Annotated in this window: 23 protein-coding genes; 15 read left to right on the top strand and 8 right to left on the bottom strand. The window is 62.0% G+C overall.

Going from position 1 to position 26,827, the window contains the following annotated elements; genetic code table 11:
* The first annotated feature begins 65 nt into the window (after positions 1-65).
* The 8 genes from LHAB_RS00205 (at position 66) to LHAB_RS00170 (ending at position 9,143) form a co-directional block, all read left to right on the top strand.
* Complete coding sequence (locus tag LHAB_RS00205) at positions 66-1,292, top strand: benzoate/H(+) symporter BenE family transporter (RefSeq protein ID WP_090043384.1); 1,227 nt, start codon at positions 66-68, stop codon at positions 1,290-1,292.
* Positions 1,293-1,313: 21 nt separating this feature from the next.
* Positions 1,314-1,538 carry a hypothetical protein gene (locus LHAB_RS00200; protein WP_090043383.1) on the top strand — a complete coding sequence of 75 codons (225 nt, stop codon included), beginning with the start codon at positions 1,314-1,316 and terminating at the stop codon, positions 1,536-1,538.
* Between the two features lie 2 nt (positions 1,539-1,540).
* Positions 1,541-2,611: an adenosine deaminase gene (locus LHAB_RS00195; RefSeq protein WP_090043813.1), complete on the top strand. Its 1,071-nt coding sequence runs from the start codon at positions 1,541-1,543 to the stop codon at positions 2,609-2,611.
* 72 nt (positions 2,612-2,683) lie between these two features.
* Positions 2,684-3,781 (top strand): BMP family ABC transporter substrate-binding protein, encoded by a 1,098-nt coding sequence (locus LHAB_RS00190; RefSeq protein ID WP_090043382.1) that lies wholly within the window; start codon positions 2,684-2,686, stop codon positions 3,779-3,781.
* A gap of 66 nt (positions 3,782-3,847) precedes the next feature.
* Positions 3,848-4,417 carry a dCTP deaminase gene (dcd, locus tag LHAB_RS00185; protein WP_090043381.1) on the top strand — a complete coding sequence of 190 codons (570 nt, stop codon included), beginning with the start codon at positions 3,848-3,850 and terminating at the stop codon, positions 4,415-4,417.
* Positions 4,418-4,485: 68 nt separating this feature from the next.
* The gene (locus LHAB_RS00180; protein ID WP_090043380.1) at positions 4,486-5,952 is read left to right on the top strand and encodes a DEAD/DEAH box helicase; all 1,467 of its coding nucleotides are present in this window, start codon (positions 4,486-4,488) and stop codon (positions 5,950-5,952) included.
* Positions 5,953-6,104: 152 nt separating this feature from the next.
* Positions 6,105-8,255, top strand: a complete 2,151-nt coding sequence (locus tag LHAB_RS00175) for a TonB-dependent receptor plug domain-containing protein (RefSeq protein ID WP_228763291.1) — start codon at positions 6,105-6,107, stop codon at positions 8,253-8,255.
* 12 nt (positions 8,256-8,267) lie between these two features.
* Entirely contained in the window at positions 8,268-9,143 is an 876-nt protein-coding gene (locus LHAB_RS00170; protein ID WP_090043378.1) for an alpha/beta hydrolase, read from the top strand.
* Between the two features lie 72 nt (positions 9,144-9,215).
* Here the strand turns inward: LHAB_RS00170 and LHAB_RS00165 are convergent, their stop codons facing one another.
* A complete protein-coding gene (locus LHAB_RS00165; protein ID WP_090043377.1) occupies positions 9,216-10,421 on the bottom strand; it encodes a M20 aminoacylase family protein in 1,206 nt (401 codons plus the stop codon).
* 28 nt (positions 10,422-10,449) lie between these two features.
* Positions 10,450-11,427: a Bug family tripartite tricarboxylate transporter substrate binding protein gene (locus LHAB_RS00160; RefSeq protein ID WP_090043812.1), complete on the bottom strand. Its 978-nt coding sequence runs from the start codon at positions 11,425-11,427 to the stop codon at positions 10,450-10,452.
* Between the two features lie 119 nt (positions 11,428-11,546).
* On the opposite strand from LHAB_RS00160, the gene LHAB_RS00155 reads away from it, so the two are divergent.
* Positions 11,547-12,452: a LysR family transcriptional regulator gene (locus LHAB_RS00155; RefSeq protein WP_090043376.1), complete on the top strand. Its 906-nt coding sequence runs from the start codon at positions 11,547-11,549 to the stop codon at positions 12,450-12,452.
* A gap of 19 nt (positions 12,453-12,471) precedes the next feature.
* Positions 12,472-13,203: a sulfite exporter TauE/SafE family protein gene (locus tag LHAB_RS00150; protein WP_090043375.1), complete on the top strand. Its 732-nt coding sequence runs from the start codon at positions 12,472-12,474 to the stop codon at positions 13,201-13,203.
* Between the two features lie 65 nt (positions 13,204-13,268).
* Here the strand turns inward: LHAB_RS00150 and LHAB_RS00145 are convergent, their stop codons facing one another.
* Positions 13,269-14,246 (bottom strand): GMP reductase, encoded by a 978-nt coding sequence (locus LHAB_RS00145; protein WP_090043811.1) that lies wholly within the window; start codon positions 14,244-14,246, stop codon positions 13,269-13,271.
* Between the two features lie 214 nt (positions 14,247-14,460).
* Between LHAB_RS00145 and LHAB_RS00140 the strand changes: the two genes are divergently transcribed.
* Positions 14,461-16,953: a UvrD-helicase domain-containing protein gene (locus LHAB_RS00140; RefSeq protein WP_090043374.1), complete on the top strand. Its 2,493-nt coding sequence runs from the start codon at positions 14,461-14,463 to the stop codon at positions 16,951-16,953.
* Between the two features lie 26 nt (positions 16,954-16,979).
* Positions 16,980-17,456 (top strand): FKBP-type peptidyl-prolyl cis-trans isomerase, encoded by a 477-nt coding sequence (locus tag LHAB_RS00135; RefSeq protein WP_090043373.1) that lies wholly within the window; start codon positions 16,980-16,982, stop codon positions 17,454-17,456.
* A 5-nt stretch (positions 17,457-17,461) separates the two neighbouring features.
* On the opposite strand, the gene LHAB_RS00130 is transcribed toward LHAB_RS00135, so the two are convergent.
* Both LHAB_RS00130 and LHAB_RS00125 read right to left on the bottom strand, forming a co-directional pair.
* Positions 17,462-18,262, bottom strand: coding sequence for a BPSS1780 family membrane protein (locus LHAB_RS00130; RefSeq protein WP_090043372.1), 801 nt, complete (start codon positions 18,260-18,262; stop codon positions 17,462-17,464).
* A 5-nt stretch (positions 18,263-18,267) separates the two neighbouring features.
* Complete coding sequence (locus LHAB_RS00125; protein ID WP_090043371.1) at positions 18,268-19,230, bottom strand: homoserine kinase; 963 nt, start codon at positions 19,228-19,230, stop codon at positions 18,268-18,270.
* A 382-nt stretch (positions 19,231-19,612) separates the two neighbouring features.
* On the opposite strand from LHAB_RS00125, the gene polA reads away from it, so the two are divergent.
* Entirely contained in the window at positions 19,613-22,453 is a 2,841-nt protein-coding gene (polA, locus tag LHAB_RS00120) for a DNA polymerase I (RefSeq protein ID WP_090043370.1), read from the top strand.
* A gap of 63 nt (positions 22,454-22,516) precedes the next feature.
* Here polA and LHAB_RS00115 read toward each other — a convergent pair whose 3' ends face one another.
* Positions 22,517-23,164 (bottom strand): glutathione S-transferase, encoded by a 648-nt coding sequence (locus LHAB_RS00115; protein ID WP_090043369.1) that lies wholly within the window; start codon positions 23,162-23,164, stop codon positions 22,517-22,519.
* Positions 23,165-23,254: 90 nt separating this feature from the next.
* Between LHAB_RS00115 and LHAB_RS00110 the strand changes: the two genes are divergently transcribed.
* Positions 23,255-24,151 (top strand): dienelactone hydrolase family protein, encoded by an 897-nt coding sequence (locus LHAB_RS00110; protein ID WP_090043368.1) that lies wholly within the window; start codon positions 23,255-23,257, stop codon positions 24,149-24,151.
* A 68-nt stretch (positions 24,152-24,219) separates the two neighbouring features.
* Positions 24,220-25,053 (top strand): ZIP family metal transporter, encoded by an 834-nt coding sequence (locus LHAB_RS00105; protein ID WP_090043810.1) that lies wholly within the window; start codon positions 24,220-24,222, stop codon positions 25,051-25,053.
* Positions 25,054-25,064: 11 nt separating this feature from the next.
* On the opposite strand, the gene LHAB_RS00100 is transcribed toward LHAB_RS00105, so the two are convergent.
* Together LHAB_RS00100 and LHAB_RS00095 are read right to left on the bottom strand one after the other, a co-directional pair.
* Entirely contained in the window at positions 25,065-25,922 is an 858-nt protein-coding gene (locus LHAB_RS00100) for a sulfurtransferase (RefSeq protein WP_090043367.1), read from the bottom strand.
* Positions 25,923-25,937: 15 nt separating this feature from the next.
* Positions 25,938-26,825: a DMT family transporter gene (locus LHAB_RS00095; RefSeq protein ID WP_090043366.1), complete on the bottom strand. Its 888-nt coding sequence runs from the start codon at positions 26,823-26,825 to the stop codon at positions 25,938-25,940.
* Positions 26,826-26,827 lie beyond the last annotated feature (2 nt).

Below are 26,827 nucleotides of genomic sequence, written 5' to 3'. Positions count from 1 at the left end.
ATGCCAGTCGGGCGGCTTTTTTTTGATACCCTGAGTCCCTTGCCCACACCACCTAGGCCCAAGCTTTGTTGAAACACCTGGAATCTCCCGCAGCCCCGCGCAGAAGCTGGCGGCAAATCCGATCGGACTTTGGCAGCACCTACGCCGTCAACGCGCTGATCGGTTTCATTTTTGCAGCCACCGGGCCGGTGGCCATCATTTTGTCGGTGGGCACGCGTGGCGGTTTGTCGCCCGAGGAGCTGGCGTCCTGGGTATTTGGCGTGTTTTTTATCAATGGCGTGGTCACTTTGCTGATGACTTGGCGCTACACCACGCCCTTGGCGTTTGGCTGGACGATCCCCGGCACGGTGCTGGTCGGACCGGCTTTGCAGCACCTGAGTTTTGCCGAAGTGATTGGCGCTTTTTGCGTGACCAGCGCTTTGCTCCTGGTGTTGGGCCTGACGGGCTGGGTCAAGCGCGTCATGGCGGCGCTGCCCATGCCGATTGTCATGGGCATGGTGGCCGGGGTGTTTTTGCGGTTTGGCCTCGACATCGTGCGGGCCCTGCAAAGCGACATGGCCATCGCAGCGCCCATGGTGGCGGTCTTCGTGTTGTTGTCGGCCCGGGCCGATTGGGGCAAACGCCTGCCGCCTGTGATCGGTGCTTTGCTGGTGGGGGCTTTGGCGGTGGCACTGTCGGGCAGGCTGGATGCCGCGGCTGTGGGGCAATTGACTTTGGCGCAGCCAGTGATTCAGGCGCCAGTGTGGTCGTGGGCGGCCATGCTGGAGCTGGTGGTGCCCTTGGCCATCACGGTGCTGGTGGTGCAAAACGGGCAGGGCGTTGCCGTGCTCAAAAACGCAGGGCACGAGCCGCCCGTCAACATGATCGCGGTAGCCTGCGGGCTGGGGGCAGCCGTGAGCGCACTGGTTGGCGCCGTCAGCACTTGCCTGACCGGGCCCACCAATGGCATGCTCTCTTCGTCTGGCGAGAAGCCCCGCCACTACACTGGAGCGCTGATGTTTGGCGTGTTGGCATTGTTGTTCGGCCTCATGGCGCCCACCTTCACCGGATTGATGCTGGCCGCGCCCAAGGAGTTCATCATGGTGCTGGGCGGCCTGGCCATGTTGCGGGTGTTGCAGGGCGCGTTTGTGGCCTCGTTTGGTGCGGGCAAATTCTCGCTCGGCGCCTTGGTGAGTTTGCTGGTCACGGTGGCCGACATTGGCTTGTTCAACATCGGCGCGGCTTTTTGGGGTCTGGTGGCCGGGTTCGCGGTGTCGTGGTGGATGGAGCAGGGCGATTTCCAGCATCGCTGAAGAACCTGTTGAGCAGCGAGCATGCACATTCGAAAAATCAACGAAGACGTCTGCGCCCTGCATGACCTGTCGGGCCTGCATGTCGGCAACTTCAAGTGGGTCAACGGCCAATGGAAGTTCAAGGCTGTGGGCTATGGCCCTGCAGGCCAAGTGATGCCGGGCCATGGGCCTTTGACCCACCGGCACAACGCTTGTTTTGATCGACTCGACGAAGCCACCATCCGATCCCAATTTTTTCAAGAATGACCATGTTCGAAGTCCACGCCATTGACCCAGAGCGCCTGCCCGAGTTGCTGCGCGTCATGCCCAAGGCCGAGCTGCACATCCACATCGAAGGCTCGCTGGAGCCCGAGCTGATCTTTGCCTTGGCCCAGCGCAATGGTGTGTCGCTGCCCTACGCCGATGTGGCCGCCTTGCGCAGTGCCTATGCCTTCAGCAATCTGCAAAGTTTTCTGGACCTGTATTACGCCGGGGCCAGCGTGCTGCTGCATGCGCAGGATTTTTACGACATGGCCTGGGCCTATTTTGAAAAAGCCGCCGCCGACCAGGTGGTGCGGGCCGAGTTGTTTTTTGACCCGCAAACCCACACGGCGCGGGGTGTGCCCATGGGTGCGGTCATCGAAGGCCTGAGCCGTGCCTGCCGCGATGCGCAAACCCGGCTGAACATCAGTGCCGACCTGATCCTGTGCTTTTTGCGCCACCTGTCTGAAGAAGAGGCATTGGCCACCCTGGAGGCGGCGCTGCCTTGGCGCGAACACTTCATCGGCGTGGGGCTCGATTCGAGCGAAGTGGGTCATCCCCCCGAGAAATTTGCGCGCGTGTTTGCCCGTGCCCGCGAGTTGGGCTTGCACTGCGTGGCCCATGCGGGCGAAGAAGGTCCGCCCGCTTACATCTGGGGCGCACTGGACGTGCTGAAAGTCGAGCGCATCGACCACGGGGTGCAGGCCATCCACGATGCGGGTTTGATGCAGCGCCTGGCCGACAGCCGCATGCCACTGACGGTCTGCCCGCTGTCCAACCTCAAGCTGTGCGTGTTCAAAACACTATCCGAGCACAACCTGGGCCAGATCCTGGACGCCGGCCTGTGCGTGACCCTCAACTCCGACGACCCGGCTTACTTTGGCGGTTACTTGAACGACAACTACCTGCAGACCTTTGCCGACCTGCAGCTGAATGCGCAACACGCCTACCAACTGGCCGCCAACAGCATCGAAGCGAGCTTTGCCCCTGAGGCGGACAAGCACCGCTGGCTGCGCGAGCTGACAACTTGTTTTCAAAGTTTTGAACAGCGGGATGGAATGCCTTTGCGCGCTGGTTAAAATTCACCCCCGAAGCCCGCTGCCCCGGCGGGCTTTGTTTTGTTCCATCCCGGGGCCATGTAGAGGACTACCATGTATAAAAACCTCGCTGCCACGCTCGTGGCCGCCTGCTTTTTTCTTCCGGCCGTTCAGGCCCAAATCTCAGCTCAACCCACTGTCAAATCCACCGAGCCCATCAAGGCCGGTTTTGTCTATGTCTCGCCCATCACCGAAGCGGGCTGGACACGCCAGCACGACGAGGGCCGCAAGGCTGTCGAGCGGGCTTTGGGTGACCAGGTCAAAACCACTTTTGTGGCCGACGTGCCCGAGGGCGCGGATGCCGAACGCGTGATCCGCGATTTGGCACAGCAGGGGCACCACATCATCTTCACGCCCAGCTTTGGCTACATGGAGCCCACACTCAAGGTGGCCAAAGATTTCCCGAATGTGAAATTTGAGTCGGTGACCGGCTTCAAAACGGCCCCCAACGTGGCCGCGTCCAACGCCCGTTATTACGAAGGCCGCTTTCTGGCGGGCATCGCGGCCGGGCGCATGACGCAATCGAACGTGGCCGGTTATGTGGCGGGCTTCCCGATTCCGGAGGTGTTGCAGGGCATCAACGCGTTCACTTTGGGCATGCGTTCGGTCAATCCCAAAGCCACTGTGAAAGTGGTCTGGCTCAACGCCTGGTTTGCCCCGCCCAAAGAACGCGAAGCGGCCATGGCCTTGTTCAACCAGGATGTGGACGTGATCGCGTTCCACACCGGCTCCACCGCCGTGATGGCCGCGGCGCAAGAGCGCGGCAAGATGGCCGTGGCCTACCACTCCGACATGCGCAAGATGGGGCCGGATGCGCAGATCATCGCCGTGACCCACCAGTGGGGCGACTACTACACGGCCCGTGTCAAGGCGGCTCGGGCTGGTCAGTGGAAATCGGGCAACGTGTGGGGCGGCGTGAAGGACGGCATGGTCCGCGTGGGCGACTTTGGCCCCAAGGTGCCCAAGGCCGTGCAGGACGAAATCCTGGCCAAGCAAAAAGCTGTGGGGGCAGGCCGCCTGCAGCCCTTTGCCGGTCCGATCACCGACAACGAAGGCAAGTGGGTGGTGCCTGCTGGCCAGACTTTGAGTGACGCTCAGATTCTGAACATGAACTACCTGGTTCAAGGGGTTCTGGGGCGCATCGCCCGTTGACAAACCGGTCCGGACCGAGTGCCCGGGCAAGACCCTAAAATAGCGCGATCGATACAAAGGCACACCATGAGCATCAAGAGCGACAAATGGATCCGCCGGATGGCCGAGCAGCACGGCATGATCGAGCCGTTTGAGCCCGGACAGGTCCGCCAAAACGCCGCAGGTCAAAAAATCGTGAGCTACGGCACCAGCAGCTATGGCTATGACATCCGCTGCGCGCCCGAGTTCAAGGTGTTCACCAACATCTACAGCACGGTGGTGGACCCGAAGAATTTTGACGAGCGCAGCTTTGTGGACATCGAAGGCGATGTCTGCATCATTCCACCCAACAGTTTTGCACTGGCCCGCACGGTGGAGTACTTCCGTATTCCGCGCAATGTGTTGACCATTTGCCTGGGCAAAAGCACCTACGCCCGCTGCGGCATCATCGTCAACGTGACGCCTTTCGAGCCTGAGTGGGAAGGCTATGTCACGCTGGAGTTCAGCAACACCACGCCGCTGCCCGCCAAGATCTATGCGGGTGAAGGCTGTGCGCAGGTGCTGTTCCTCGAGAGCGATGAGGTTTGCGAGACCAGCTACAAAGACCGGGGCGGCAAGTACCAGGGCCAAGTGGGCGTGACCTTGCCCAAGACCTGAGCCTGGAATCCAGAGGCCGAAAATCGGATTTCGGGGTGGTCAGCCCAAAATGAGACAATAGCGGGTTAATGACCGACTCTTTTTCCAATTTATCGCTGGCGCCCACGCTGGCACGAGCCGTGGCCGAAATGGGCTACGAATCCATGACCCCTATCCAGGCCCAAGCCATTCCGGTGGTGTTGACGGGCCAGGACGTGATGGGCGCTGCCCAAACGGGCACCGGCAAAACGGCAGCGTTTTCGCTGCCTTTGCTGCAGCGCCTGCTCAAGCACGAAAACCCCTCCACCTCACCTGCCCGTCACCCGGTGCGGGCCTTGGTGCTGCTGCCCACGCGCGAGCTGGCCGATCAGGTGGCCCAGCAAATCAAGCTGTACGCCAAGTACACCCAGCTGCGCAGCGCGGTGGTGTTTGGCGGCATGGACATGAAGCCTCAGACGCTGGAGCTGAAAAAAGGCGTGGAAGTGCTGGTGGCCACACCGGGCCGTTTGCTCGACCACATCGAAGCCAAGAACGCGGTGCTCAACCAAGTGGAATATGTGGTGCTGGACGAAGCCGACCGCATGCTGGACATCGGCTTTTTGCCCGACCTGCAGCGCATCCTGAGCTTTTTGCCCAAGCAGCGCACCACACTGCTGTTCTCGGCCACCTTCTCCCCCGAGATCAAGCGCTTGGCCGGCAGCTACCTGCAAAACCCCATCACCATCGAGGTGGCCCGCCCCAATGAAACCGCGTCGACCGTCGAGCAGCGCTTTTACGCTGCGCAAGACGATGACAAGCGCCGCGTGATCCGCAAGGTGCTGGACGACCGGGGCATCAAGCAGGCCTTCATTTTTGTGAACAGCAAGCTCGGCTGCGGGCGTCTGGCCCGTTCGCTGGAGCGCGAAGGCTTGAGAACTGCCGCCTTGCACGGCGACAAGAGCCAGGACGAGCGCCTCAAAGCCTTGGAAGCCTTCAAAAAAGGCGAAGTTGATTTGCTGGTCTGCACCGATGTGGCCGCGCGCGGTCTGGACATCAAGGATGTCCCTGCGGTGTTCAATTTCGATGTGCCTTTCAACGCTGAAGACTATGTGCACCGCATTGGCCGCACAGGCCGCGCCGGGGCCTCAGGTTTGGCCGTGACCTTGGTCAGCCCTTCGGACAACCGCTTGGTGGGTGACATTGAAAAGCTGATCAAGAAGAAACTGGATGTCGAAACCTTGCAGCTGGACACGCCCCCTGCAGACCCCGCGCCTGAGAAGTGGGGGGCACGTGCTGAGGACCGTCCGCGTGGCCGCGCTTCTGAAGGCCGCCGCCGCGAGCAGGATCCCCGCGACGCGCTGGATGCGCCGAACGAGCGACGTGGTGGTTTCCGCCCTGCGCCGATCAACCGGGATCCGTTTTTCCAAAAGCCTTACGAGCCAGCCGCCACCGACGCAGCCCCCAGTTGGGAGCCCAGTGGCCCCAAAACGGTCCGTTCGTCGATTTCTGCCAACATCAAGCCCAAGCGCAAGGTGGCGGCTTTGTTCAAGTCCGGCGAGTCAGCACCCGCAGATTGATCAGGCGGTTGTCCCGGTCTTTGCCGGCTCGACAAACGGGCGTCATGTGAGGCTGTCAAAATGCCTCCATGCGTGATACCTGTTGCACACCTCCATTCCCTGTTGTTCACCAGCCTCTGACCGGACTCTGGTCTGTCGTCTCGCAGGGGTTTGTGGCATCGGCACTGATGGTGTTGTCTGCGCCGGGCGTTGCCCAGGCCCAGGCCCAGGCCTCATCCGCGCCCCCTGCGGCCACCGATCTGGGTCAGGTTGAGATTCGAGGCACCCGCAACAGCGACACCGAAGCGCGGCAAGAGTCCACGGCCTCGAAAATCGTGATTGGCCGTGAAGAGATCGAGAAACAAGGCGACGCCACCCTGGGCGATGTGCTCAAGCGTTTGCCGGGCGTGACCGTGCAGGGCACTCCCGGGCGCGGCGGGGCCATTCGCATGCGCGGTTTGGGCGGTGGTTACACCCAAATTTTGCTGGACGGTGAGCGCATACCGCCCGGTTTTTCGGTGGATTCGTTGACCCCTGAGCAGGTGGAGCGCATTGAAATTTTGCGTGCACCGACCGCCGAAACCGGTGCGCGGGCGATTGCGGGCACCATCAACATCGTGCTGCGTGAGGGCCGAAAGGCCGCACTGGACGATTTGAAGGTCACCCGCAGCCAAGAGCACGGTGAGGGCTCCAGCATCTTGAATTGGGTGCGCAATTTGAACACCGCGCCCATGAGCGGCACCTTCACGCTGTCGGCCATGGACAACCAGCGACCAGATGAAAGCGTGACGGTGATCGATTCGGATTACCGCGATGACCAGGTGCGTTGGTCCGAGTCTTCGGGCCGCCGCAAAGGGGTGCACGCCAATGCCCGTTTGCAATGGAAAGGTGAGCAGGGCAAAACCCTGACCATCACGCCGTTTTTGATTTACTCCGAATACGCGGCCTTTGGCCGCATCGATGCTCGGCGTCTGGCGGATGCCAACATCACCGACACGGCCTTGACTGACAACCACAGCCGTTACGCGGCGGCCCGCTTGAACGGGCAGTGGGGTCAGCGCTTGTCGGCCGATGACCGGCTGGAAGTGCGTTTTGGTTTAGGCCAGGCCAAGTACAACCAGCACATCACCCAGACCCCCCAGATCAGCAGCACGCCTGCCCTGCTGTCCAACGCGCTCGATGAGCAACGCTTCACTGACCGCAACACCAGTTTGAACGCCAAGTGGACCCGGGTGCTGGACAACGGCCATCAGTGGGTCAGTGGTTTGGAGCACGAAGGCGTGCGCCGTGTCGAAGAAGCCAGCGCAGGCGCGGGTGACGAGAGTGGCAACCTGAAGGCCCGCACGACCCGTTGGGCGGCTTATACCCAAGATGAATTCAAGATCAATCCGAATTGGTCGGCCTACGTCGGTGTTCGCTACGAGAGCATCCTGACCCAAGGACAAGTCAGCGAGGAACTCAAGCGCAACCAAAGCCAGGTGATGACGCCTTTGCTGCACGCCTTATGGAAACCTGATCCGGCCAAGCGAGACCAGGTGCGCATGAGCCTCACGCGCAGCTACAAGACGCCCACGCTCTACAACATGGTGGCCCCGCTGCGTTACTCGCGTGATTACCCCATAACGGGCAACAACGTGCCGACCCAGCCCGACCGTGTGGGCAACCCGGACCTGAAGCCCGAGTTGGCCACCGGCATTGACCTGGGGTTTGAGCGTTATCTGGATGGCGGCGGCGTGCTCAGCGCCAATGTGTTCCGCCGCAACATTCAAGACCTGATCCGTTACCAAACCACCACCACCTGTGTGAGCGGCGGCGCTCGCTGCGTCTCCTCACCCCAAAACGTCGGCGATGCTGTCACCCAAGGGGTGGAGCTCGAGGCCAAGTTCCGGCTGAATCAGGTCTGGGTTGGGGCCTGGCCCGTGGACATCCGCAGCAACGTCAGCTTTTTCCGCTCCAAGGTCAAGGATGTGCCTGGCCCCGACAACCGACTTGACCAACAGCCCAGCATGACCGCCAACCTCGGGGCCGATTACCGGCTTCGCGGCATGCCGCTGACTTTGGGCGGCAACCTGAACTGGAACCCGGATTACGACACGCGGCGCAGCCAAGAGCAATGGTCCTACCAAGGCATCAAGCGTGTGGTGGATGTGTACGGCCAGTGGCGTTATTCGGCAGCGACCGCCTTGCGTTTGACCCTCAGCAACTTGCTGCCGCGTGACTACGAGACCGCCAGCACATTCAACACGGGCGCGCAACAGGAAACAGCCCGCACCACCGATCGCAACTGGCGCAACATCCAGCTGCGCCTGGAAATGAAAATTTAAAAGGAGACACCCATGCCCACCCAAGACGCCGCCTGGTACGACCGCATGTACAACAACCGGGCCCTTGTGCCTGATTTTGCGGACCACTTCGAGCACTGGAAAAACGCCTCGGCTCAAGCCCGCGACACGCTCCAACCCCAGCTGGATGTGCCCTATGGCGACGGCCCCAATGAAACGCTGGACATCTTTCCTGCGGCCAAAGCCAACGCACCTGTGGTGGTCTTCATCCATGGTGGCTACTGGCGCAGCCTGGACAAATCAGACCACTCGTTCGTGGCCCCGGCGCTGCGGGACATGGGCGCTTGCGTCGTGGTGGTCAATTACGCGCTGTGCCCCGGCACGCCCGATCAGCCCATCACCATCCCCGACATTGCCTTGCAAATGGCGCGTGCCACGGCCTGGGTTTGGCGGCACATTGGCGCGCATGGCGGCGACCGCGGCAACATCACCGCGATCGGTCATTCGGCAGGTGGCCACTTGGCGGCCATGTTGCTCGCTTGCGACTGGAAGAAGCTTGGCCGCGATTTGCCTGCGGGCCTGGTGCGCAAGAGCCTGTCGATCTCGGGCCTGTTCGATCTGGCACCGGTGCGCAAGACGCCCTTTGTGCAAGCCGATCTGCGCATCACGCCCGCCCATGTGCGCATGGCCAGCCCGGCCAAATGGCAGCGCCCGTCCAAAGGGGTGCTCTACACGGTGGTGGGCGGCGATGAAAGCCCCGAATTTTTGCGCCACAACCGCTTGATTCACCAAGCCTGGGGTCCCAAGACCGTGCCCATTTGCGAAGACCTGCCCGGGCTGAACCACTTCAGTGTGGTGACGGAACTGACGCGCTCTGGCAGTCGGTTGAATGTAATGGCCAACACCTTGGTTCATCAGAAACCAGCCTGAACCTTCTCCTTGACCTTCCAAAAAAAGGGCAAGCCATCCGGCTTGCCCTTTTGCTTGACGCGTGCAGTCGGCTCAGGCAGGCAAGAACCGCTCCACCAGCAGCGACCAGAATGCCGAACCCACGGCCACATTCTTGTCATTGAAGTCGTAGCCCGGGTTGTGCACCATGCACGCCCCATGGCCATCTCCTTCGCCGTTGCCGTTGCCAATCAACAGGTAGCTGCCGGGCACCTTCTCGAGCATGAAGGCGAAGTCTTCGCTGCCGTTCAGGGCGCGGCCCTGGCGGACCACGCGGTCTGCGCCCACCAGCTCATCGGCGACGCTGCGTGCGAAGTCGGTCTCTTGGAGGTGGTTCACCAGCACCGGGTAACCGCGCTGGTAGTCAATGTCGGCGGTCACGCCATAGCTGTCGGCTTGGGCTTGCACCAACTCGGTGATGCGTTTTTCGAGCAGGATGCGCACATCGCGGTCGAGTGAGCGCACGCTCAAACGCAGCGTGGCGCTCTGAGGGATCACGTTGTTGGCCACGCCGGCATTGAAGGCGCCCACCGTGATGATGGCCATCTGCTGCGGATCGACATTGCGAGCGACGATGCTTTGCAGGCCCATGACGATGGCCGAACCGGCCACCACCGGATCAACGGCCATGTGGGGCATGGCACCGTGCCCACCTTTGCCATGCAAGGTGATGGTGACGTTGTCGGAGGAGGCCATGGCCGGGCCATCGCGCAAGATCAGGTGGCCTTGTGGCTGTCCGGGCATGTTGTGCATGGCAAAAATCGCGTCGCACGGGAACTGCTCAAAGAGGCCATCTTCCATCATCTTTTTGGCGCCGCCCAAACCTTCTTCGGCCGGCTGAAAGATCAGGTTCACGGTGCCCGAGAATGCGCCTTTTTGGGCGATGTGCTTGGCCGCTGACAACAGCATGGCGGTGTGCCCGTCGTGGCCGCAGGCATGCATGATGCCCACGTTGCAGCTGGCATAGGGCAGGCAGGTGGCTTCGTCGATGGGCAGGGCGTCCATGTCGGCACGGATGCCGATGCGTTTGCGGCCAGAGCCTTTTTGGATCTGGCCGACCAGGCCCGTGTCGCCCAGACCGCGTGTGACCCGATAACCCCAGGCGCTCAGTTGCTCGGCCACCAGGTCGCTGGTGCGGTACTCCTTGTAGCCCATTTCGGGGTGCTGGTGGATGTCGCGGCGCACCGCGATGAATTCATCCGCCTGGGCATGCAGGGCGTGCAGTTTGTCGTGCAAAAAAACGTCGCTGGGTGCGTTCATGGCAGAGACCTCTTGTGACCGCAGTGGATTACTGAGCTTGCAGGTTAATGGATTTGGCAATCGCCCGGTAGCGCTCGATTTCGCCTTGGTACACGCGCGCCAGCTCTGCTGGGCTGCGCGAAGGCAGGACCACATTGCCGCTGGCTTCCAGCGCTTTGCGGGTTTCGGGCACTTCAGCGGCGGCATAGAAGGCTTTGTTCAGGGTGTTGACCACAGCGTCCGGGGTGTTTTTGTGCACCTGCACGCCCGCCCAGATGTCAAAGTCCATGGCCTCCAGACCCTTCATGGCCGCCATGGCCGGGAACTGTTTGAACAGCGGGTGCGGGGTTTTGGATGTCACGGCCAGTCCCTGAACTTTGCCGTCGATGATGGTTTGCGGAATGGAGCCGGCCATGGGCAGGAACGCCATGTCGATCTGCCCGCCCATCAGGTCGGTCAGCAAGGGGGCAATGCCTTTGTAGGGCACGTGCAACATTTGCACTTGGGTGAGTTGCGAAAATTTTTCGCCAATCAGGTGGTACAGCGAGCCGGGCCCTACGCTGCCGTAGCTCAGTGGCTTGTCTTTGTTTTTGCGAGCCAATGCCAGCAGTTCATCCACCGTCTTGATGTTCAGGGAGTTGCGCACCGCCAAAATCGTGTTGGTGGTCGTGAATTGCGCCACCAGCTTGAAGTCTTCGGATTTGTACTTCACGCCTTGGATGGCCATGGGGGCCAGCACCAGCTCCATGGGACTGCCCAGACTCAGGGTGTAGCCGTCGGCCGGCGCGTTCACCAGTTTGGCCATGCCGATGGCGCCGCCTGCGCCGCCAACGTTGTCGATGATCATGGTTTGCCCCAGCTTGGCTGCGGCATCGGGTTGCACCTTGCGGGCAAAAAAGTCCGAAGGGCCACCGGCCGGGTAGGGCACGATCAGGTTGATCGTTTTGGCCGGATAGGTTTGCGCGAGGGCGGGGCTCAAAGCGCTGGCCACCAAGGCCAGACTGGCGAGAAGGGTAGGGATGTTCATGATGTCTCCAGGAAGTTTGAGGTTCTGCATGGTTGAAATGACCATGGAGAAATCGTAAAAACTCCAAATCAATGTGTCCAATGACTTATTTTCCTGATGTTCATTCGTAAAATGCATGCATGAACCTCAGGCACCTTGAGCACTGGCTGGCCCTGGCCGATACCGGCTCCTTCAGCCGCGCGGCAGAAAAGCTGCACATCACCCAGTCGGCCCTGAGCCGCAGCATTCAAGCCTTGGAAGAAGACTTGGGCGGCGCGCTGGTGGACCGGGTCGGCAAAAAAAATGAGCTGACACCCTTGGGCCGCTCGGTGCTGGAGCGGGCTCGGCGCATTGTGCACGAGGCCCAGGAACTCAAACAGGGCGCTTCTTTGCTCCAACAAGGCGGCTTGGGTTCGTTGCGGGTGGGTTTGGGCTCTGGCCCTGGCGCGATGCTGATGACGCCCTGGTTGGTCTTCATGGCCAAGCATCACCCCACGGTGCAGGTCACGGTGTCGCGCGGGTCCACCGAACTGCAACTGACTGAGCTGCGCGAGCGGCAACTCGACGCTCTGGTGGTGGACGTGCGGCGTGTGGAAGCCGCGCCCGACTTGAAAATGGCACATCTGGTGGAAATGCGTGCAGGCTTTGTCTGCCGTCAGGGGCACCCGCTGCTCAGCCTCCACCCCCATGGCGTGCCCTTTGAAGCCTTGCTGGCCTACCCCATCGCCTCCATCCCCTTGTCGCAAGAGGTGGCCCGTTTGCTGGTGGACCACTATGGCCCGCAGGCCAACCCGGCACAAATGACCACCTTGCAGTGCGAAGACATCGCCAGCTTGCTCGATGTGGTGGGGCAAACCGATGCGATTTACCTGGGCATTGTGGGGGCTGCGCGAGAGGGCATGGCCCAAGGCCGTTTGGTGGAATTGGGCATGAGCACGCCTTTGCAGGGTCAGGCAAGGCTGGGTCTCATCACCCTGGCGGGCCGCACCGAGTTGCCCGTCATGTCGGTGTTCCGGGAATTTATCCAAAAACACTTGACGGATTGACGGTCAAAAAGGAATCAGGATGCAGGAGTGGTTTTATCCCGTGGGGGTGGTTTTGTTGGGTTACACCGTGCTGGGCCTGACGGGATTTGGTTCGTCTTTGGTGGTGGTGCCCTTGTTGGCCTGGACATGGCCCTTGCCCGATGTGGTGGCACTTGCATTGCTGATGGACGTGCCCGCTTCGGCTTTCCACAGCGGGCTGAACTGGCGTCAGGTGCAGTGGCGCGAACTGCGCCGCCTCTTGCCGGGCATGGTGCTGGGCACGCTGCTGGGTTTGTGGCTTGTGCAGCACATGAACAGCCGCTGGCCTTTGCTTGTGCTGGGGGTGTATGTGGCGGGCGTGGGGATCAATGCCTTGCGGCCGAAGGTGTCCCCAGCGTCAGACGCAGCACCTGTGTGGGCTTGGCCTGCTGGGGCGGCCATTGGTTTGGTCGAAATGATCTTCGGCACGGCCGGCCCCTTGGTGGTGGCTTGGCTCAGTCGCCGCTTGTCGGATGTGCAGCAATTGCGGGCCACCACGCCCTTGGTCATTGCCGTGGCAGCGGCCACCGTGCTGATCGGGATGGCTTGGGAAGGGCGCTTGTCCAGCGGCTGGATCTGGCAGCGTTGGGTGGGGCTGATCGGTGTGGCGCTGGCGGGCGTGTGGCTGGGCCACCGTCTGGCGCACCGCGTACCTGTGGCGCGTTTGCGTCAGATCATCTGCGGCTTGCTGGTGGTCAGTGGTGTGATGCTGGCGCTGGGGGCCTTGCGCTGAGGCCGTTGAACCCCCAAAAAAAGGGGAGCCATGCGGCTCCCCTTGGTGTCAAAGCGGCGGGGGGGTTACATCAACAGGTGCTCACCCGCGTTGTCGCCGCCCAGGGTCACATAGTTCACCTTGCGGATGTCCATCAGCTTGGTGCCACCTGCGTAGCTGATCGAGCTTTGCACGTCCTGCTCCATCTCAATCAGCGTGTTGGCCAGCTTGCCCTTGATCGGCTCCAAAATGCGTTTGCCTTCCACGTGCTTGTATTCGCCCTTGTTGAAGTCAGACGCCGAGCCGTAGTACTCCTTGAACATCTCGCCATCGACCTCGACGGTTTTGCCGGGCGACTCTTCGTGGCCGGCAAAGAGTGAGCCGATCATGACCATGCTGGCCCCAAATCGGATGCTCTTGGCGATGTCGCCGTGGCTGCGGATGCCGCCGTCGGCAATGATCGGCTTGGTGGCCACACGGGCGCACCACTTGAGCGCCGACAACTGCCAGCCGCCCGTGCCAAAACCCGTCTTGAGCTTGGTGATGCAGACCTTGCCGGGGCCCACGCCCACTTTGGTGGCGTCTGCGCCCCAGTTTTCCAGATCGATCACGGCTTCGGGCGTGGCCACGTTGCCCGCGATCACAAAGCTGGCGGGCAGTTTGGCCTTGATGTAGCCGATCATGTCGCGCACGCTGTCGGCATGGCCGTGGGCGATGTCGATGGTGATGTACTCGGGCACCAGGTTCTCGGCGGCCAGCTGGTCCACGGTGGCGCGGTCGGGGGCTTTGACGCCCAACGAGATCGAGGCGTAAACACCTTTGGCGTGCATGTCGCGCACGAACTGGACGTTGTCCAGATCAAAGCGGTGCATCACGTAAAAGTAGTTGTTTTGTGCCATCCACAGGCAGATCGTTTCATCCACCACCGTCTTCATGTTGGCCGGTACCACCGGCAGGCGGAAGGTGCGGCTGCCCAAGGTGACGCTTGCATCGCACTCGGAACGGCTTTCCACGCGGCACTTGCGTGGCAAAAGCAGGATGTTGTCGTAGTCAAAAATTTCCATGAGAAAACCAAGCTCCAAAAAAGGATTCGTTGAGAGAACGAGTGAGCGCTTGGCCTGGCCGGTTTTCTCGCCCTTGAAACGAACCCATTGCAGGTTCAGGGCAAAAAAAACCGGGCGCAAGAATCTTGGGCCCGGTGGCTGATTCTACCCGCATGACCTGACGGCTTTTTTGGGTTCACGGCTTCGGGACACTTAGTTCCTACAATCTCCCCCTATGCTGTCAGACTCCCCACCGAATCCATCCTCCCCCTTGCTCGCCCAGCTCAACGACGAGCAGCACCGGGCGGTGGCCTTGCCAGCTGAACACGCCTTGATTTTGGCGGGCGCAGGTTCGGGCAAAACCCGGGTGCTGACCACGCGCATCGCTTGGTTGCTGCAGACCTCCCAGGTCTCGCCCGGCGGCATCTTGGCGGTGACGTTCACCAACAAGGCCGCCAAAGAGATGAAGCTGCGCTTGCAGTCCATGCTGCCGGTCAATGTGAACGCCATGTGGATCGGCACCTTCCACGGGCTGTGCAACCGGTTTTTGCGGGCGCATCACCAGCTGGCAGGTTTACCGCAGACTTTTCAAATTTTGGACACGCAAGACCAGCTGTCGGCCGTCAAGCGGCTGTGCAAGCAGTTCAATGTGGACGAAGACCGCTTCCCCCCGAAGCAGGTGCAGTATTTCATTGCGGGCTGCAAAGAAGACGGCCAGCGCCCGGGCGATGTGCCCGTGCGCGACGACGAAACCCGCCGCAAGGTGGAGCTGTATCAGCTGTACGAAGAGCAATGCCAGCGCGAAGGTGTGGTGGATTTTGGCGAGCTGATGCTGCGCTCGTACGAGCTGCTGCGTGACAACCTGCATGTGCGGGATCATTACCGCCGCCGGTTCAAGCACATCCTGGTGGACGAGTTTCAGGACACCAACAAGCTGCAATACGCTTGGCTCAAGCAGCTGGCCGGCTTGCCGGGCGAGGGGGGGGAATGTGCCATTTTGGCCGTGGGCGACGATGACCAGAGCATTTACGCCTTCCGGGGGGCCCGTGTGGGCAATATGGCCGACTTTGTGCGCGAGTTTCAAGTCAAGCACCAGATCAAGCTGGAGCAGAACTACCGCAGTTTCAGCAACATCCTGGATTCGGCCAACCACCTGATCAGCCACAACAAGACCCGCTTGGGCAAAACCCTGCGCACAGACCAAGGCGCGGGCGAGCCGGTGCGGGTGGTGGAGTCGCCGTCGGACTTTGCCGAGGCGCAGTGGCTGGTGGACGAGTTGCGCCAACTGGTCAAACAAGACGGCTTTGAACGAAAAGAAGTGGCCCTGCTGTACCGCAGCAACGCGCAAAGCCGGGTGCTGGAAACCGCGCTGTTCAACGCCGGGTTTCCGTACCGGGTGTACGGCGGTTTGCGATTTTTTGAGCGCGCCGAGATCAAGCACGCGCTGGCCTATTTGCGCCTGATGGAGAACCCCAACGACGACACCAGCTTTTTGCGGGTGGTCAACTTTCCGCCGCGCGGCATTGGTGCGCGCAGCATCGAGCAGTTGCAAGACGCGGCCCGCGCCGCAGGTTGCTCGCTGCACGATGCGGTGAGCGCGACCACCGGCAAGGCCGGGGCCAATTTGGCGGCCTTTGTGGCCATGGTGGATGTGCTGCGCGAGCAGACCGAGGGCCGAACCTTGCGCGAAATCATCGATTTGGTGCTGGACAAGACCGGCCTGGTGACCCACTACCGCGCTGAAAAAGAAGGCGCCGACCGGGTGGAGAACTTGGAGGAACTGGTCAACGCCGCCGAGAGCTTTGTCACACAGGAAGGCTTTGGCCGCAGCGCGGTGGCCCTGCCGCAGAGCCAGGCCAGTCAGGGGCTATACCCCGTAGAAGATGGATCGTCACCCGCTTGGCAAGCTCGTGGTCGCGATGACGAAGACTCCGTCACTGCGAGCGACGCGCGGCAGTCCAGTGCTGGATCGCCACGTCCCTTCGGTCCTCGCGATGACGAGGTTTTGACCGACGAGTTCAGCGAAGACGGCGTGATCATGAGCCCGCTGGCGGCATTCCTCACGCACGCCTCGCTCGAAGCAGGCGACAACCAGGCGCAAGCCGGTGAAGACGCGGTGCAGCTCATGACGGTGCACGCCAGCAAGGGCTTGGAGTTTGATGCGGTGTTCATCACCGGGCTGGAAGAGGGCCTGTTCCCGCATGAAAATTCGATGAACGATTTTGACGGCCTCGAAGAAGAGCGCCGCTTGATGTATGTGGCCATCACCCGCGCCCGCAAGCGTTTGTATTTGAGCCATTCGCAAACCCGCATGTTGCACGGCCAGACCCGCTACAACCTGAAAAGCCGCTTTCTGGAAGAGCTGCCCGAAGAGTGCCTCAAGTGGGTCACGCCCAAAAACGGCGGGTTCTCCAACTTGGGGCAAGCCGGGGCCGGCGCTGCGGGTGGCGGCTGGCCGCAAACCCCGGCCTTCAACCGACACGCCCGACCGGCTTGGGGCCAAAGCAGCCTGAGCACCGAAACCTACAAAAGCCCGCCCGTGCCGGTACAAAAAGTCGCGCCCGAGCACGGCATTGCCGCAGGTGGCCAGGTGTTTCACACCAAGTTTGGCGAAGGCAAAGTGCTCGCGGTTGAAGGCGTGGGCGCCGATGCCAGGGCCCAAGTGAATTTCCCGCGCCATGGTGTGAAATGGCTGGCGCTCAGCGTGGCCAAACTCACCGTGGTTTAAACCCGATTTCTGTTCTGAAAGTCCCCATGAAAATCACCCAAGACACCGTCGTCACCATGCAATACAAAGTGACCAACGCCCAAGGCCAGTTGCTCGACAAGGCGAGTGAGCCCACTTCTTATTTGCATGGTGGTTACGACAACACCTTTCCCAAAATCGAAGCCGCGCTGGAAGGCCAGGACGTGGGCTTCAGCACCACGCTCCTGCTGAACCCGACCGACGCCTTTGGCGAGCGCGACGAGAGCCTGGTGCAGACCATCCCCAAAAGCGAGTTTCCGCCCGGTGTCAAAGTGGGCGGTCAGCTGCGCGGACGCACGCCCGATGGACGCGAGCAGGTGTTCAATGTGCTCAAAATCAAGGGCGACAAGGTGATCCTGGACGGCAACCACCCTTGGGCTGGGCAGCACCTGACGCTGAGTCTGAAGGTGCTGGAAGTGCGGGCGGCCTCAGCCGACGAGGTGACGCACCGCCATGCACACGGTGCGCACGGCCACCACCACTGAGTCGCTCAGTCAGGCCCGGCCGCGTTGGCGGGGGCCTCGTCGTAGACATCGGTCGAGAAGCAGTCACGCACCGAAAACAGCATCGAAGTGAAGAACATGGCCGCCACCATCAGCGCCAGCGGCATGAAGGTGGCCGTGACCAGGCCCGGATGGCCCATCAGGCTGCTGATGAGCAGCGCCAAGACCCCGGCCAACATGAAAATCAAGCCCCAGGCGAGCACATACACCCCGAAGGCCTTGAGGTTGCGCCAGCAGGCCACGAAGCTGAAAAACAGGCTTTTAACGGCCGGCAGGCCGTACCAGTGCACCAGAGCGGGCGCGTGCCAGAACATCATGGACAAGGGCACATAAAAGAGCATGGAGACCCACAAGGCGGTCTGGAACGAGTCGGTCGTGACCACCTCGGGCGTCATGGCTTGGCCGCCAAAATACACCTTGGCGAAGGTGCCGCCGTCAACCAAGGCCGAAGCGCCCATGACCACCAAAAAAATCAGCGCGTACAAGCCACCCAAATGGAGCATGGCTTGGCGGTGCGGCCCGGCTTTGAAGGCCGAAAACAGCACGCTGGGCATGGGAAACTTGCCTTCGGAGGCCGTCTGGGTCGCCGCCATCATGCCCAGCGTGAGCGCGGGCAGAACGATCAGCGCCAAGGCGCTGCCGATGAAGGGCACGATGGACACAATGGACACGGTGGCCATGAACAAAAAAAACAGCCCTGACAGCGCCAGTGGCTGACGCCAGAAAGTCCTCATGCCCTGACGGACCCACTTGAGGCCGGCACGGGTGGGAACGATTTGCAGGTTCATGGTGATCAGACGAGGTCGGACAGGGAAATGGGCGCTTGCACCCGACCGCGCAAAACCCGTTCGAAATGGGTCGGGTCGTGCGGGGTGAGCATGGACGCTTCGCGGGGCAGATGGTAGTCCCACAGCCGTGAAATCCAAAAACGCAATGCCCCTGCGCGCACAAGGGCAGGCAGCAATTCGCGTTCGGCAGCGGTCAGGGGGCGCACCTGGTTGTAGGCGCGCAGCATGGCCTGGGCTCGGGCTGCATCGTGCACGCCCGAGGGCAGGTCGATGCACCAGTCGTTCAGGCAAACGGCCAAGTCAAACAGCCAGGTGTCGACGCCCGCGAAATAGAAGTCAAAGAAGCCGGTGAGCCGCTCGCCGTCGAACATCACGTTGTCGCGAAACAGGTCGGCATGCACAGGCCCACGGGGCAGGGCGGCGAAAGCGGCGCCGCTGGCGATGTGGTTTTGGTAGGCCAATTCGCTGCACAACAGGCGCGCTTGCGCTTCTTCCAGGTAGGGCAGCACCACAGGCACGGTCTCATTCCACCAGGGCAAACCGCGCAAATTGGGTTGGCTGCGGTTGTAGTCGGCTCCGGCCAGGTGCATGCGCGCCAGCATGTCGCCCACGGCAGCGCAGTGCACGGCCTGGGGCTGCAACTGGCTTTTGCCCGCGAGCTTGTTGACCACGGCGGCCGGTTTGCCGCACAGCGTGTGCAGCACATCGCCGTCGCGGTTGGCAGCCGGGTCGGGCACCGGGATACCGCGCCCGGCCAGGTGTTTCATCAGGAACAGGTAAAACGGCAGCTGTTCATGCGTCAGGCGCTCGAACAGGGTGAGCACGTACTCACCTTGGGTGGTGCTGGCGAAGTAGTTGGTGTTTTCAATCCCGCCTTCGATGCCGCGCAATGCCGTCAAGGCCCCCAGGTTCAGGGCTTGCATCAGGTCGTTGGCCTGGGTTTCGGTGACTTCGGTGAATACCGCCATGGGGGAGAAAACCGTCAAAGCGCCAGATGGGGACTGGCTTGGGTGAGCAAAATACGGATTGTAGAGGGCGAACACCCAACAATGACCCGGAAAGGCCCGACTGCGCTGGGCCGATGTGGCAAAGCGAAGCGCCTCTGAGGCCCTGCGCCGTCAGCCCTTTGCGTGTTTGCCCAGGGCGCGCAGAGATGGTGAGTGGGGGCTGCGCCGAGGCTCAGAGGCGCTTCGCTTTGCCACATCGCCTCAGCGCAGCCCCCACTCACCATCTGGAAGTTCGGCAGTGGTCTTAGCGCTTCGCTTTGCCACATCGCCCTGGCGCAGGCCCGGCCACCCGATCATGGGGTCGTTTGATGGTCAAGCCCTTAACCCGGTACACAATCGAGGGATGAGCGACAACACCCCCGAAACCTCCCCACCGACCCTCCTGCTGGTCGATGGCTCCAGCTACCTGTACCGCGCCTTTCATGCCATGCCCGATTTGCGGGCCGTGCCGGGTGACCCGACCAGCCCGGCCACCGGGGCCATTCGCGGCATGATCAACATGATGGAGCGGCTGCGCAAAGATGTGCCCGCCGTCTATGCCGCCTGCGTGTTCGACGCCAAAGGCCCGACCTTCCGCGACGAGATGTACCCCGAGTACAAGGCCCATCGCAGCCCCATGCCCGACGACCTGCGCTCGCAGATCGAGCCCATCCACGAGTTGGTTCGCCTGATGGGGTGGACTGTGCTGGACGTGCCCGGCGTGGAGGCCGACGATGTGATCGCCACCTTGGCCCATGTGGCCGCGCAGCAGGGCATTCAGGTCACCGTCTCCAGCGGAGACAAAGACTTGAGCCAGTTGGTCAATGACCACATCACCATCATCGACACCATGAACGGCAAGGTGCGCGATGTGGCGGGCGTGACCGAAGAGTTTGGCGTGCCGCCTTCGCTCATGATCGACTACCAGACGCTGGTGGGCGACCCGGTGGACAACGTGCCCGGCGTGGCCAAGGTCGGCCCCAAGACGGCGGCCAAGTGGCTGCTGGAATATGGCTCGCTCGATCAGTTGATGGAAAAAGCCCACGAGATCAAAGGCGTGGCGGGCGAGAACCTGCGCCAGGCCGTGGACTGGCTGCCCAAGGGCCGGGCGCTCGTGACCATGAAAACCGACTGCGACCTGAACGGCTGGGTGCCCGATTTGCCCTCGCTCGCCAGCCTGCACCTGCACGCGCCCGACAAGGACAAGCTGCTCAATTTTTACCAGACCTATGGCTTCAAGGGGCTGGTGCAGTCGCTGGGCGGGACCGTGCCAGCGCCCACCCCCAAGGCCAAAACCGCCAAACCCAAGGACACGGGCATGGGCGACTTGTTTGGCGAGGCCCTTGCCGATGAAACTGCGGCTTTGCCCGAGTTGAACAGCGCAGCCAGCGCCGTACAGGGTGATTTGAAATACGACACGGTGCTCGACTGGGCGATGTTCGACACTTGGCTGGCGCGCATCGAGCAAGCGCCGCTCACGGCCATCGACACCGAAACCACCTCTTTGGACGCCATGCGCGCCGAGATCGTGGGGATTTCGCTGAGCGTCGCGCCCGGTGAGGCGGCCTACATCCCGTTGGCCCACAACGGCCCGGGAGCGCCAGAACAACTGCCGCTGGCCGAGGTGCTGGCCAAACTCAAGCCCTGGCTGGAAAACCCGGCCCGCCTGAAATTGGGCCAGCACATCAAGTACGACCGCCATGTGTTGGCCAACCACGGCATCGAGGTGCAAGGCTATGCCCACGACACCATGCTGGAAAGCTATGTGCTCGAAGTGCACAAGCCCCATGGCTTGTCGAGCCTGGCCGAGCGGCATGTGGGTCGCCGGGGCGTGAGCTACGAAGACCTGTGCGGCAAGGGCGTGCACCAGATCCCGTTTGCGCAGGTGGAGGTGGACAAAGCAGCCCATTATTCGTGCGAAGACTCGGACCAGTGCCTGGATGTGCACCTGGCGCTGTGGCCGCAAATCGAGGCCCATGCGGGACTGAAGTACGTGTACGACCTGGAGATCCAGACCAGCGAAGCGCTTTACCGCATCGAGCGCAATGGGGTGCTGATCGACGCGCCCACGCTGGCCGCACAAAGCCAGGCGCTGGGCGAGCGCATCGTTCAGCTTGAAACCGAGGCCTACGAGATCGCCGGGCAGCCTTTCAACCTGGCCAGCCCCAAGCAGCTGGGCGAGATTTTCTTTGACAAGTTGGGTCTGCCCGTCATCAAAAAGACCGCCACCGGTGCCCGAAGCACCGACGAGGAGGTGCTGGAGAAACTGGCCGAGGACTACCCGCTGCCCGCCCGCATCCTGGAGCACCGCAGTCTGTCCAAACTCAAGGGCACCTACACCGACAAGCTGGCGCAAATGGCCTTGCCGCGCACGGGTCGGGTGCACACGCATTACGCCCAAGCGGTGGCGGTGACGGGCCGTTTGTCGAGCAACGAGCCAAACCTGCAAAACATCCCGGTGCGCACGGCCGAAGGCCGCAAGGTGCGTGAGGCCTTTGTGGCCCCCGCCGGCTGCGTGATTGCGAGTGCCGACTACAGCCAGATCGAGCTGCGCATCATGGCGCACCTGAGCGACGACGCGGCCTTGCTCAAGGCCTTTCACGAAGGGCTGGACGTGCACAAGGCCACCGCGGCCGAGGTGTTTGGTGGGACGCCCGACACGGTCAGCAGCGAGCAGCGCCGCTACGCCAAGACCATCAACTTCGGGCTGATCTACGGCATGAGCGCCTTTGGTCTGGCCAAGGCGCTGGGCATCGACAACACCGCCGCCAAAAACTACATCACCCGCTACTTTGAGCGCTTTGCGGGCGTCAAGCACTACATGGATGCCACGCGTGAGCAAGCCAAGGCGCTGGGCTATGTGGAGACGGTGTTTGGCCGTCGCCTGATGCTGCCCGAGATCAACAGCCCCAACGGCCCGCGCCGCGCCGGGGCCGAGCGTGCGGCCATCAACGCGCCCATGCAGGGCACGGCGGCCGATCTGATCAAGCTGAGCATGGTCGCGGTGCAAAAGGCGCTGGACGAGCAAGGCAAGGCCACCAAGGTCATCATGCAGGTGCACGACGAACTGGTGTTCGAGGTGCCCGAGTCAGAGGTAGATTGGGTGCGCACCGAGGTGCCGCGCATCATGGCCGGTGTGGCCGATCTGAAGGTGCCGCTCTTGGCCGAAGTGGGCTTTGGGCCGAATTGGGAACAAGCCCACTGACCCGCCCTGATGGGTCACAAGCGGCCAGACCGGGTAGCCATCAGGGTAGTCTGCGTGGGGTACTCAGGCGAGCTTGTCTGGCCAGGGGGCGTGCTTTTGCATGATGGCATCAAACAGCGCAGAGGCTTCAAACTTGCCCAGCCAAGCGGCCAAGGGGCACCAAGGCTGCGCTGCAAACCAGGCCGGATCGGTGTGGGCGTATTGGCGCACAAAGGGCGCTAAGGCGGCGTCGGCCAGGCCAAAGTGCTCACCGGCCAAAAAAGGCTGCGCACCCAGCCTGGCATCCAGCGTGTGCAACCACTCAGCGGCCTCATCCCGGTCTGCCAAGCCGCTGTCCAAGCCCGATCGGTTTGGGTATTTGTAGCGGTCGAGCCGGTGCTTGAACGGCCCGTCGTTGTGCGTGATCAGCGCCAGGGCATCGGCCATGGCGACATCCGAGTTGGGCAGCCAGCCCAGCGGGTCGTGCTCGCGCAGCGCCCACAGCATGATGTCCAGACTTTGCGCCAGCACCGTATCGCCGTCTGCGCCGCGCAGCCACAAAACGGGCACCGTGCCTTGGGGCGACAGGGCCAGCATGTGGGCGGGTTTGTGCTTCAACACCACCTCACGGTGCTCATGCGCTACCCCGCTGACCTGCAAGGCCAATCGGGCCCGCATGGCGTAGGGGCAACGGCGAAACGAATACAAGACAGGCAAGGCGGAATGGGACATGGAGGCAGTTTAAATCGCCGCCCTTGTGCAAGCCCTCAGTGGCTGTGCCAAGATAAAGCCCCTTTTAAAGCATGACCGAGGAGACATCCCTTGAACCACGACCTGATTGAAGACACACAAGCCTTGCTGGGCGGCCGCTTGGGGGACGCCGTGGCCACACGCCGCACAGCCTTGAAAGCGGCTTTGGGCGTAGGCTATGCCGCTGCTGCCGTGCCGATCATGGCGCAAACGGCCATCAAAACCCCTTCTACGGGTCTGGTGTCGGGCGAAGTGACCATCGATGTCAATGGGTTCAAGATGCCCGCCTACCGCTGCGCCCCAGCCGGCAAGACCGGTTTGCCGGTGGTGCTGGTGATTTCCGAGATTTTTGGGGTGCACGAATACATCGCCGATGTGGCACGCCGACTGGCCCAGGCCGGTTACATGGCCATTGCACCCGAGCTGTTTGTGCGCCAGGGCGATCCCAATGAATACGGCGAACTCGCCAAGCTGCAATCCGAGATCATCGCCAAAGTGCCCGATGCGCAGGTCATGGGTGACCTGGACGCCTGCGTGGCCTGGGCAGGGGCCAACGGCGGCAACCCCGACAAGTTGGCCATCACCGGCTTTTGCTGGGGCGGGCGCATCACTTGGCTGTATGCCGCGCACCAGCCCAAACTCAAGGCGGGTGTGGCCTGGTATGGCCGTCTGGTGGGCAATGCCACAGCGCAAACGCCAGCGCACCCGCTGGCCTTGGTGGGCAGCCTCAAGGCCCCGGTGCTGGGTTTGTACGGCGCTGCCGACACGGGCATTCCCCTTGACACGGTTGATAAGATGAAGGCAGAACTGGCCCAAGGGCCCGCAGCGGCCAAAGCGAGCGAGTTTGTGGTTTATCCTGAGGCCCCGCACGCATTCCATGCCGATTACCGCAGCAGCTACCGCAAGGGGCCCGCTGAAGACGGCTGGCAGCGTTTGCTGGCTTGGCTCAAGCGCCAAGGCGTGGCCTGATTTTTTGAATGCAGCGACCGCCCTTCGGGGCGGTTTTTGATGGGGTGCCGTGCATCCCGGGAAACATGATGACTTTATTGGCGATTTTGGTGGGCACTTTGGTGGCGGGCATTGGCAGCGTTTGGGTGGCGGCGTGGCTGAGTTTCGGCATCTTGAGCCGCTACACCCAGCACATGCTGAGCCTGGCCGCTGGGGCCTTGATGGCCACCTCGTTTTTGCACCTCTTGCCCGAGGCCTTCGAGAGCGAGGCCGGGGCGCACGAGCTGTTCCTGACTTTGCTGGTGGGTTTGCTGTTTTTCTTCTTGCTCGACAAGGCCGAACTTTGGCACCACGGGCATGAACATGGGCATGGACACGCGCATGGGCACGACCATGGGCACGACCATGGGCATGCACACCACACGGGCCATGAACATGCGGACAAGCTGCATGCTGAAGCCGAGCCACCCCGCGGACAGTGGGCCGTGTTGGCGGGGGACAGCGTGCATTGCTTTGGCGACGGTATCCTGATTGCCTCGGCCTTCATCGCCGACATGCGTTTGGGCGTGATTGCCGCACTGGCCGTGCTGGCCCACGAAATCCCTCACCACATGGGCGATTTGGCGGTGTTGCGCCAAGGCAGCAGCAGCCGCCAGGCGGCCATCCTCAAGGTGTCGATGGCCGGGGCCATCACCGCTTTGGGCGGCGCCGTGGGTTATGTCCTGGTCGACGCCCTGCACGACTGGTTGCCGTATTTTCTGGTCGTGGCCAGCAGCAGCTTTGTCTATGTGGCCCTGGCCGACCTGATCCCCCAATTGCAAAAGCGCTTGTCCGCGAGAGAGACGGCAGCCCAGATCATTTGGCTGGGCTTGGGCATCGGCATGGTGCTGCTGGTCAGCGCCCTGGCAGGACACCAGCACTGATTTCAGAGGTGTCAGCCTTTGGCGCAGGGCAGTCCGGGCGTGCGGCACCACTCACTCCAGCTGCCCGCATACAGCGCAGTGGGCCCGAAACCCGCCAACTCCATCGCGATCAGATTGGGCACGGCGGTCACGCCGCTGCCGCAGTGGTGCACCACGCTGCTGGCCGGACGCCCCGCCAGCACCTGGGTCCATTCCGCTTGCAACTGCTGCGCGCTTTTGAAGCGGCCGTCTTCGGTGAAGTTCTCGGTGAAAGGGCGGTTCAAAGCGCCCGGAATGTGGCCTGCCACCGGGTCAAGAGGCTCCACCTCGCCCCGGTAACGGGCTCCTGCGCGGGCATCGACCACGGTTTGGGAGGGCTGGCCCAAAGTGGCTGAGACCGCATCGGTCAGCACCAATTGACGCAGTGGCGTTTTCAGCTCGAAGCGGGTGGGTGACACGGGCTGGGCAGGCCCCGAGGCCATGGCGCCGCCAACGTCTTTCCAGGCCTGCAGACCGCCGTCGAGCACGGCCACTGCCTCGTGCCCCAACCACTTGAGCATCCACCACAAACGACCGCAGTAATGGCCTTTGTTTCGGTCGTACACCACAACCTGCAGGCCATTGTGAATGCCCAAACTGCCCAGCCACTTCGCCACGATCTCGCGCTGCGGCAAGGGATGTCGCCCGCCATTGACGGCCTGACCCGGCTGATGCGCGCTCAGGTTCTTGTCCAGGTGTGCAGGCAGGGCACCGGCGATGCGCTCACTGGCAAAAAAGCCATCGGCCAGCTCGGGTTTCATCAGGTCGAAACTGCAGTCCAAGACGGCACAGGGCTGGCCTTGGGCTTGCAGGTCTTGCAATTGGGCGGCGGTGATCAGCAAGGGGTACATGGCAATGGTCTCCGTTCAGTGGTCTTCGGCAGGGGCGCGGGGCAGGGTTCGGCTGCGCAAGATGGTGGATGCGATGCCGCTGGCCATGATGAGGGCCATGCCCAGCCAGCCCATCAGGGCAATGTGTTCACCAAACAGCATCAGACCAAACAAGGCGCCAAAAACGATGCCCGAATATTGCAAATTGGCCACCACCAGTGTGGAGCCGCGGCTGTAAGCTTTGGTCATGCACAGTTGGCCCAGTGCCGCCAGCACACCCACCGGCAGCAGCCACAGCATGGTGGGCCACACCCAGGCGCTCATGCCGGTGAGCCCCATCAGCAAGGCTCCGACCACGGTGGTGCCGACCGAAAAATAAAACACGGTGCGGGCTTCGGGTTCGTTCAATCGACCCAAAGCGGCCACCTGCAGGTAAGCCAATGCGGCGATCAGGCCCGAGAGCAGTCCAACGATGCCGGCAAACAACTGGTCCTGTTCGATGGTGGGGCGCAGCAGCAAGATGACACCGCCAAAACCGGCGATCACCGTCAGCACGATGGGGCCTTGCTGAGTCGCATCCTGCAGCCTGCCCATGACCAGCGTGCCGCCCACCAAAAACACCGCCACCCAGACGCCACTCATGTAGTTGAGCGTCATGGCGGTGGCCAGTGGCAGGTGGCCAATGGCGTAAAACCATGCGGCCAGTGATGTCACGCCCACCACCGAGCGCCAGACATGCATCATGGGTATGGGGGTCCGCAAAGAAACGCCCTGAACCTTGCAGAGGGTGGCCATGAACACCACGCCGATCAGGCCGCGGAAAAAAACCAGCTCAAAAGTGTGAAAGTGGGCCGATGCATATTTGATGCACACACCCATCATGGAAAAAAACAGCGACGCCAGAATCATCCAAGAGGCTTGCATCC

The sequence above is a fragment of the Limnohabitans sp. 2KL-27 genome (assembly GCF_001269345.1).
GTDB lineage: Bacteria > Pseudomonadota > Gammaproteobacteria > Burkholderiales > Burkholderiaceae_C > Limnohabitans_A.
Note: the sequence above shows the minus strand (reverse complement) of the source record. Positions and strands in the feature narration are given on the sequence as shown.

What these genes read in the sequence shown, in the direction of transcription:
- LHAB_RS00200 (WP_090043383.1), top strand. Translation starts at nt 1,314, where the DNA reads ATGCACATTCGAAAAATCAACGAAGACGTCTGCGCCCTGCATGACCTG.
- LHAB_RS00195 (WP_090043813.1), top strand. Translation starts at nt 1,541, where the DNA reads ATGTTCGAAGTCCACGCCATTGACCCAGAGCGCCTGCCCGAGTTGCTG.
- LHAB_RS00190 (WP_090043382.1), top strand. Translation starts at nt 2,684, where the DNA reads ATGTATAAAAACCTCGCTGCCACGCTCGTGGCCGCCTGCTTTTTTCTT.
- dcd (WP_090043381.1), top strand. Translation starts at nt 3,848, where the DNA reads ATGAGCATCAAGAGCGACAAATGGATCCGCCGGATGGCCGAGCAGCAC.
- LHAB_RS00180 (WP_090043380.1), top strand. Translation starts at nt 4,486, where the DNA reads ATGACCGACTCTTTTTCCAATTTATCGCTGGCGCCCACGCTGGCACGA.
- LHAB_RS00170 (WP_090043378.1), top strand. Translation starts at nt 8,268, where the DNA reads ATGCCCACCCAAGACGCCGCCTGGTACGACCGCATGTACAACAACCGG.
- LHAB_RS00165 (WP_090043377.1), bottom strand. Translation starts at nt 10,421, where the DNA reads ATGAACGCACCCAGCGACGTTTTTTTGCACGACAAACTGCACGCCCTG.
- LHAB_RS00160 (WP_090043812.1), bottom strand. Translation starts at nt 11,427, where the DNA reads ATGAACATCCCTACCCTTCTCGCCAGTCTGGCCTTGGTGGCCAGCGCT.
- LHAB_RS00155 (WP_090043376.1), top strand. Translation starts at nt 11,547, where the DNA reads ATGAACCTCAGGCACCTTGAGCACTGGCTGGCCCTGGCCGATACCGGC.
- LHAB_RS00150 (WP_090043375.1), top strand. Translation starts at nt 12,472, where the DNA reads ATGCAGGAGTGGTTTTATCCCGTGGGGGTGGTTTTGTTGGGTTACACC.
- LHAB_RS00145 (WP_090043811.1), bottom strand. Translation starts at nt 14,246, where the DNA reads ATGGAAATTTTTGACTACGACAACATCCTGCTTTTGCCACGCAAGTGC.
- LHAB_RS00140 (WP_090043374.1), top strand. Translation starts at nt 14,461, where the DNA reads ATGCTGTCAGACTCCCCACCGAATCCATCCTCCCCCTTGCTCGCCCAG.
- LHAB_RS00135 (WP_090043373.1), top strand. Translation starts at nt 16,980, where the DNA reads ATGAAAATCACCCAAGACACCGTCGTCACCATGCAATACAAAGTGACC.
- LHAB_RS00130 (WP_090043372.1), bottom strand. Translation starts at nt 18,262, where the DNA reads ATGAACCTGCAAATCGTTCCCACCCGTGCCGGCCTCAAGTGGGTCCGT.
- LHAB_RS00125 (WP_090043371.1), bottom strand. Translation starts at nt 19,230, where the DNA reads ATGGCGGTATTCACCGAAGTCACCGAAACCCAGGCCAACGACCTGATG.
- polA (WP_090043370.1), top strand. Translation starts at nt 19,613, where the DNA reads ATGAGCGACAACACCCCCGAAACCTCCCCACCGACCCTCCTGCTGGTC.
- LHAB_RS00115 (WP_090043369.1), bottom strand. Translation starts at nt 23,164, where the DNA reads ATGTCCCATTCCGCCTTGCCTGTCTTGTATTCGTTTCGCCGTTGCCCC.
- LHAB_RS00105 (WP_090043810.1), top strand. Translation starts at nt 24,220, where the DNA reads ATGACTTTATTGGCGATTTTGGTGGGCACTTTGGTGGCGGGCATTGGC.
- LHAB_RS00100 (WP_090043367.1), bottom strand. Translation starts at nt 25,922, where the DNA reads ATGTACCCCTTGCTGATCACCGCCGCCCAATTGCAAGACCTGCAAGCC.
- LHAB_RS00095 (WP_090043366.1), bottom strand. Translation starts at nt 26,825, where the DNA reads ATGCAAGCCTCTTGGATGATTCTGGCGTCGCTGTTTTTTTCCATGATG.